We start from the raw sequence: 6847 nt of genomic DNA, 5'->3' as shown, positions 1-6847 counted from the left end.
CGCCTTGCCTTCTTCAGCGTTGGTGCCTTGCAAGCGCACAATGAGCGGCACATTCAGGTCGATGTTCTTTGCCGCCTGAATGACGCCCTTCGCTACGCGGTCGCAGCGCACAATGCCGCCGAAAATGTTCACGAGAATCGCTTCCACATTCGGGTCTTTCAAGATGATGCGGAAGCCAGCTTCCACCGTTTCGGCGTTGGCGGTGCCGCCTACATCCAGGAAGTTGGCCGGCTCGCCGCCCGCCAGCTTAATGATGTCCATGGTCGCCATGGCGAGCCCGGCGCCGTTGACCATGCAGCCCACGTTGCCATCGAGCTTGATATAGCTGAGGCCGTGTTCGCTGGCTTCGACCTCGGTTGGATCTTCCTCGTGGATGTCGCGCATCGCCTCCAGGTTGGGGTGGCGGTAGAGCGCGTTGTCGTCGAGGTTAATCTTGGCATCAACCGCTGCAATGTCGCCGCTTCCCGTAAGCACGAGCGGGTTGATCTCGGCAATGGTGCTATCGGTGGCTTCGAAGGCCTCGTAGAGCGCAGTGATGAACTTCACCGCCTGCTTGAAGGCCTTGCCCTCCAGCCCCAGCCCAAACGCCAGGCGACGTGCCTGAAACGGACGCAGCCCAATGGTTGGGTCGATCCACGCCTTAATGATCTTCTCGGGGCTCTCTTCAGCCACCGTTTCGATCTCCACGCCTCCTTCGCTGGAGACCATGATGACGTTCTGGCTCTTGGCGCGATCGAGCGTCACGCCCACATAGAACTCTTGCTCAATGTCTACCGCATCGGCAATGAGCAGCTTACGCACCTTCTGCCCCTCGGGGCCGGTCTGGTGCGTAACCAGGTCCATGCCCAGGATAGCCTCGGCATGTTCTTTGACCTCGTCGAGCGAGCGGGCCAGCTTTACGCCGCCGCCCTTGCCGCGGCCCCCAGCATGGATCTGGGCCTTTACGACGAACATGCTTGCGCCATTGCGGGTCAGCTCTTCGGCGGCGTCAACGGCCTCGTCAACGGTTTCAGCCACAATGCCGGGCTGCATCGCCACGCCATGGTCGCTAAGAATTTCTTTTGCTTGATACTCGTGGACTTTCATGGGAGGTTGCGTGGTTGCGTGAACAGTTGGTCCAGCCCGTAAGTAAAGAGCCTCGCGGCAAAGAAGCGAACGCATGCCGACGGTATACTCGGTTTTCGCAATCTGCTCATGGACGGCCCCTGCCGCAGGCCTCTGGGTCCTCTGTCCTCGCTCCCCCTGCACACTCGGTGACTCGGTTCGACTGGCACATTGTAGCGCGCGTGCTCAAAAGCTTTCTGCTCTTTGTCGGCGCGCTGATTGTTTTCTTCATTGTGCTGCATTGGGTAGAGTACAATGATGACTTCGTCGATCGTGGAGCGGACATGAGCGAGATCTTTCGGGTGTACTACCCCGCGTACATTCCTGAAATTGTACGGCTTACGTCTCCCCTTGCCATCTTTCTGGCCTGCATCTACGTAACGGGGAAGCTGGCGCAAGAGGTGCAACTTATTGCCCTGCAAACTTCTGGCGTGTCGCTGTACCGACTCCTGCGCCCGTATCTGCTCGTGGGGGGGATGCTCACCGTTTTCATGTTCGGATTCAACGGGTGGATCGTGCCTCGCGCTAACGAGGTCGTTGTAGAATACGACAATGAGTATCTGAACACGCAGCGCCAGACGGTTGAGGTAAGCGAGATCCATCGCCAGAACGATCCGCTGAGCATCGTGTCAGTGGGCTACTACGACACGAACGAACAGCGCGCCCACCATGTCTCGCTGCAACGCTTCGATGACCAGCAGCGCTTGCGCGAACGCTTCGACGCCGACCGCATGGAGTGGGTCGACTCGCTCGAAACGTGGCGCATGGTGGGCGTAACCGAGCGTACCTTTCAGGCTGAGGAACCCATGCAACAGGCCTATCATGCACGCATGGATACGACGCTACAAGTAACTCCGCGCGACCTGGCCCGCACAGCCCGCGACGTGGAGGCGATGACTGTGACGGAGGCGCGCTACTACCTGGAATCGCTCCAGCGCTCGGGGGCCGGCCAGCTCGGGCGCCCGCTCGTGGCGTACTACAACAAGTTCGCTTATCCCATAGCCAACCTCATTCTCGTGCTCATTGCGGTGCCGCTGGCTGCGGTGCGGCGCCGGGGCGGACAGGCTGTGCGCTTTGGTATCGGGCTGTTGGTGGCGCTGCTCTACCTGGCTGCGCAGAAGCTCACTGAGCCTTTCGGCTATGCCGAAACCCTCGATCCCTGGCTCACCGCATGGGTACCGCATGTCCTGTTTGCCATCGTGGCGCTACTCCTGCTGATCCAGGCGCGCAAGTAGCACGCCGACACACCCATCTCTGGCGATCCTTCAAACCACAGGCGCTCGTTTTTTGCGTGTGGCTTTGTATGTTAAAGCTACGCTGTTTTCCGTTCGTTGCGCATATTGCAAACCCTGCCTATGGATACGATTATCGAGCCCTTCCGCATCAAATCGGTCGAGCCCATTCGCCTGACCTCCCGCGCCGAGCGGGAATCGCTGATCGAGGAGGCCCACTACAACCTCTTCAACCTCGATGCCGACGACGTCATGATCGACCTGCTCACCGACTCGGGCACTGCCGCCATGAGTGCTGCGCAGTGGGGCGGGCTGATGCAGGGCGACGAGAGCTACGCGGGCTCGTCCTCGTACCACCGATTCGAGGCTGCCGTACGCGAGCTGATGCTGTTCGAGCACATCATTCCCACCCACCAGGGCCGCGCCGCCGAACGCATCCTCATGGGCATTGTAGCGGATGAAGACGCGATCATTCCCAATAACACGCATTTCGACACCACGCGCGCCAACATCGAAGCCACCGGGGCGGAGGCGGTGGATCTGGTCATTGAAGAGGGCCACGATCCAGCCAACATGCATCCGTTCAAGGGCAACATGGATGTGGATCGCCTCGACGATCTGCTCCAGGACAAAGCCGATCGCATCCCCATGGTGATGTGCACCATTACGAACAACTCGGGCGGCGGGCAGCCGGTATCGCTCGCCAATCTCAAGGCCATCAAGGCGGTGTGCGGGGCGCACGATGTGCCGCTGTTTCTGGATGCATGCCGGTTTGCCGAGAACGCGTACTTCATCAAGATGCGCGAAGACGCGTACGCCGACTGGAGCGTGCCCGACATCGTCCGCGAGATGTTCAGTCACGCCGATGGCATGACCATGAGTGCGAAGAAAGATGCGCTCGTAAACATTGGCGGGTGGCTGGCGCTGAACGACAACGCCTGGGCCGAGGCCGCCCGCAATCAGCTGATCCTGACCGAGGGCTTCCCCACCTACGGCGGACTCGCTGGGCGCGATCTGGAGGCCATTGCGCAAGGTTTGAAAGAGATCGTGCGCGAGGACTACCTGGCCTATCGCATGGCCTCAACACGCTATCTGGGGCAGGCGCTCACCGAGCTGGGCGTACCCGTGGTGCGGCCCATTGGCGGACACGCTGTGTATATCGACGCAAAAACGCTCTTGCCACACATCCCACCGCTTCAATATCCAGGACAGGCGCTCGCCGTGGCGCTCTACGAAACCGGGGGGATTCGAGGCTGCGAGATCGGCTCCGTCATGTTTGGCCGCCAGCCCGACGGCTCCGAAGAACCCGCCGCTATGGAGCTCGTGCGCCTGGCCATTCCGCGCCGTGTGTACACGCAGTCGCACATCGACTATGTGATCGAGTGCTTCGAAGACATCGTGGAGCGCACCCGCGACCTGCCCAGCTACACCATCACCCACGAGCCCGAGCAGCTGCGCCACTTCACCGCGCATTTTGCTCCGATGGATGCGTAACCGCTTTGCTCCCCACCGCCTATGTCGCTTCTTTCGTTTGGCACCCCAGCCTGCACCATCGTCGCCCATCGCGGGGGACGCGGTGGGGCTCCCGAAAACACGATTGCCGGATGCGACTGGGCCCTCGACCAGGGGGCCGAGGCGCTGGAGGTTGACGTGCAGCTCTCAGCCGATGACGAACTCATCGCCATCCACGACCCGACCGTCGACCGCACCACCAACGGCACCGGACACGTGCGCGATCTATCAACAGCAACGCTTCAATCGCTCGACGCAGGCTACCACTGGCAGAGCGAGGATGGCACGCATCCGTACCGAAATGAAGGGATTCGGCTGCCTACGCTTCGGCAGATGCTGCATCGCTATCCGGATACGCCGCTCATTGTGGAGCTAAAAGATGGAGCCGGGCCGGGCATTGCCAATGCCATGAGCCATCTCATCGCCGAAACCGGACGTACCGACCAGGTCGTGGTCGCCAGCTTTAGCGCGAGCATTTTACGCCGGTTTCGGGCGTTGCGCCCGCGCATCCCCACAAACATGGCGATGACCGAAGCAGCCTCGTTCTACGTGCGCCACCTGGTGGGGAGGCACACCCGGTACGATCCGCCCGGCACCGCGTTTCAGGTGCCGCACTGGTACGGTCCGATTCGCGTGGTGCAGCGCCGTTTTGTGGAGGCGGCCCACGCCTGCCAGATGCCCGTGCAGGTATGGACGGTCAACGACCGCGCCGAGATGGCTACGCTCCTGGCCTGCGGGGTGGATGCACTCATCACCGACTATCCCCGCCGCGCACACGGTGCCGCTGCGCAGGCCGGGCGCGCCCACTCGTAGCTTTTTTCTCATTCCCCTTATGCCCATGATCAGTCTTCGCATGCGGCCCGCATTCGAGCGGCACCTGTCGTGCTCGCCCGACGCGGCCGTCGAGGCGCTGCAAACCCACGTTGAGCAATCGGACGACGGCTATCACGGCTCCTTCTACGACAAGCACGTCATCATCAACGTGCCCGACGAGGAAGCCTGGTTTTGGTCGCCACAGCTAAGCCTCGACCTCCAGCCTGAGAATGGAGGTACCCATCTGCGCGGTGTGTACGGGCCGCGCCCGTCGGTATGGACGATGTTTATGGCCATGTATGCCATCGCAGCCTTTGCGGCGTTTCTGGGCGGCGTGGTGGGCGGCACGCAGTGGAGCCTGGGCATGCACGCGCCCTGGTTGTGGTCCATTCCGGCTGGGGCTGGGCTGGCACTTGCCACCTACGTGTTGGCGCTGGTCGGTCAGTGGCTCAGCCGCGACCAGCTCGACGCGCTCTACACGTACACCGAGCGCGCCCTGGCCGCCGCCGATCCCGAACTCCCGCGCGAAACGTAAGGAGTCATGCAATTCCGGTTGCAGCATTACGATATCGCTTCTCGGCAGCACACCGGATGTACTTCGTCTTCGGCCTCGTATGGGGATGAATGGATGGACGGGGGGAAGGATGGATGTTTTTTTCATCCGCCCGTTCACCCTTTCATCCCTCCATCCCCAACGGAGCACACGGAGTTGGTATAAGACGCACCATCTGGTCTCTACGGCTGGCGCTCCCACGCCTCACGCGAAGCGAAGCGCTCGACCACAGGCACCTCGGCCTCCGCTTCTATCTCCACACGGGCCCGCTCATCCACAATCAGGCGTCCCTCCACGCGACTTGCGGCATCAATGCTGAGCACGGGCGGGTTCGAACCGCTCCAATTCTCACACATGAGCAGCCGCACATCGCCGCGAATGCGGGTGGCTTCCAGCTGAATATCGCCATTCCGGGTGTCGACCCGCACATCCACCTCAGTGCCCACAAGCGTGATCGTGCCATTCCGCGTTTCCACTTCGCCCTGAATGCGCACGCCCTCCTCGCTCGCAATGGACCCGTTGCGGGTTTCCACATCCCCCTCAATGGTTGATTCGCGCCCCATCATGAGGCGTCCGTTGCGCGTTTCGACCGATCCGCCAATGGTACTCTCCGGACCAATGGAGATGCGTCCATTGCGGCTTTCGATCGTACCCGTCCTGTTCGCCCCACGCAGCGTAATAGCTCCGTTGCGGGCTTCAATGGAGGCGGCACGAGCACCTTCATTCAGTGTGATGGCCCCATTCCGCGTTTCAATATCGGCAACCCGAGCATTCTCACCAATGGTGATAGCCCCGTTCTGGCTCTCAATGTCGTCGGATACGGTGGCCTCGGCAGGAATCGTGATGGGGTCGTTGCGTGTCTCCAGCGCAGGAATGTCCTCCGCAGGCGACTGCGCATACGTGGCAGTACCCAGTCCAGTTAGCATCAGCACGATCAGCACAGCGGGCAGTGTGTGCCACAGACGAGGCGGCACTCGAAAAAGCATAGTCATGATGGATTCAGAGGCATGGTTCATGGAGCACTGACCGCAGCCAGCTTCGATTTGCAGCCTCAAGACGCATATTCCCCAGTCGATGTTACAGGCCTACCTTGGGGCAGCGCACAGTCTCAACGCAAAAGCGCCGCCCTGCAGATCGGCCTGACCGCAATGCTGTAACCGGATTGGGGATTACGCATCGGAGCCGGCTTGTACGGAGAAGGCAGAGCCTCTCGGTTGGGGCGTCACGCGGCAGTTTGGGGTTGTGAGACTAATCACAGGACCTGGCACCGACAGTCTCCTGTCGCATGGCACAACAGGCATGACCCTTCGGGCCCCTCTGCCCCGTTTTTACACTGGAAATATTTTACACTGGAAATAGCGAATAGCTCGGTCGGGCGCGCACCTTCGAACCGAATGCGATCCAGCGGCGCAGGGGGGGCAAGCGCTCCGATGATTGGGGGCAACATACGGCGGCTAATCTCACAATCTAACAGAAAGTGCTAAGCAGCATCTCGACAACCTTTCCGGCAAGCAAGCTCTCTGAACGGTCGGTCTGCACATAAACTAACGTACTTTTATTGCTCTACTTAACGCTGGATGGAGGATTGGAGGAAGTAGCTCGCGAATCAGGAATCGATGTTTTAGAGGTTAGG

Annotated in this window: 6 protein-coding genes; 4 read left to right on the top strand and 2 right to left on the bottom strand. The window is 60.7% G+C overall.

Features of this window, described 5'->3' with window-relative positions:
• Nucleotides 1–1086 (bottom strand): ADP-forming succinate--CoA ligase subunit beta (gene sucC, locus R6U20_RS02525; RefSeq protein WP_410336299.1); only part of this gene is annotated, 1086 nt, incomplete at its 3' end.
• A gap of 167 nt (nucleotides 1087–1253) precedes the next feature.
• Between sucC and R6U20_RS02520 the strand changes: the two genes are divergently transcribed.
• The 4 genes from R6U20_RS02520 to R6U20_RS02505 all read left to right on the top strand — a co-directional run bounded on the left by R6U20_RS02520 (nucleotide 1254) and on the right by R6U20_RS02505 (nucleotide 5196).
• Complete coding sequence (locus tag R6U20_RS02520) at nucleotides 1254–2339, top strand: LptF/LptG family permease (protein WP_410336298.1); 1086 nt, start codon at nucleotides 1254–1256, stop codon at nucleotides 2337–2339.
• A 120-nt stretch (nucleotides 2340–2459) separates the two neighbouring features.
• Complete coding sequence (locus R6U20_RS02515; protein WP_410336297.1) at nucleotides 2460–3830, top strand: tryptophanase; 1371 nt, start codon at nucleotides 2460–2462, stop codon at nucleotides 3828–3830.
• Between the two features lie 21 nt (nucleotides 3831–3851).
• Nucleotides 3852–4661 (top strand): glycerophosphodiester phosphodiesterase, encoded by an 810-nt coding sequence (locus tag R6U20_RS02510; RefSeq protein WP_410336296.1) that lies wholly within the window; start codon nucleotides 3852–3854, stop codon nucleotides 4659–4661.
• Between the two features lie 25 nt (nucleotides 4662–4686).
• Nucleotides 4687–5196 (top strand): hypothetical protein, encoded by a 510-nt coding sequence (locus R6U20_RS02505; RefSeq protein WP_410336295.1) that lies wholly within the window; start codon nucleotides 4687–4689, stop codon nucleotides 5194–5196.
• Nucleotides 5197–5396: 200 nt separating this feature from the next.
• Here the strand turns inward: R6U20_RS02505 and R6U20_RS02500 are convergent, their stop codons facing one another.
• Nucleotides 5397–6206 carry a hypothetical protein gene (locus R6U20_RS02500; protein ID WP_410336294.1) on the bottom strand — a complete coding sequence of 270 codons (810 nt, stop codon included), beginning with the start codon at nucleotides 6204–6206 and terminating at the stop codon, nucleotides 5397–5399.
• Nucleotides 6207–6847: the final 641 nt, after the last annotated feature.

It is taken from the genome of Longimonas sp. (genome assembly GCF_046498435.1).
GTDB lineage: Bacteria > Bacteroidota > Rhodothermia > Rhodothermales > Salinibacteraceae > Longimonas.
Note: the sequence above shows the minus strand (reverse complement) of the source record. Positions and strands in the feature narration are given on the sequence as shown.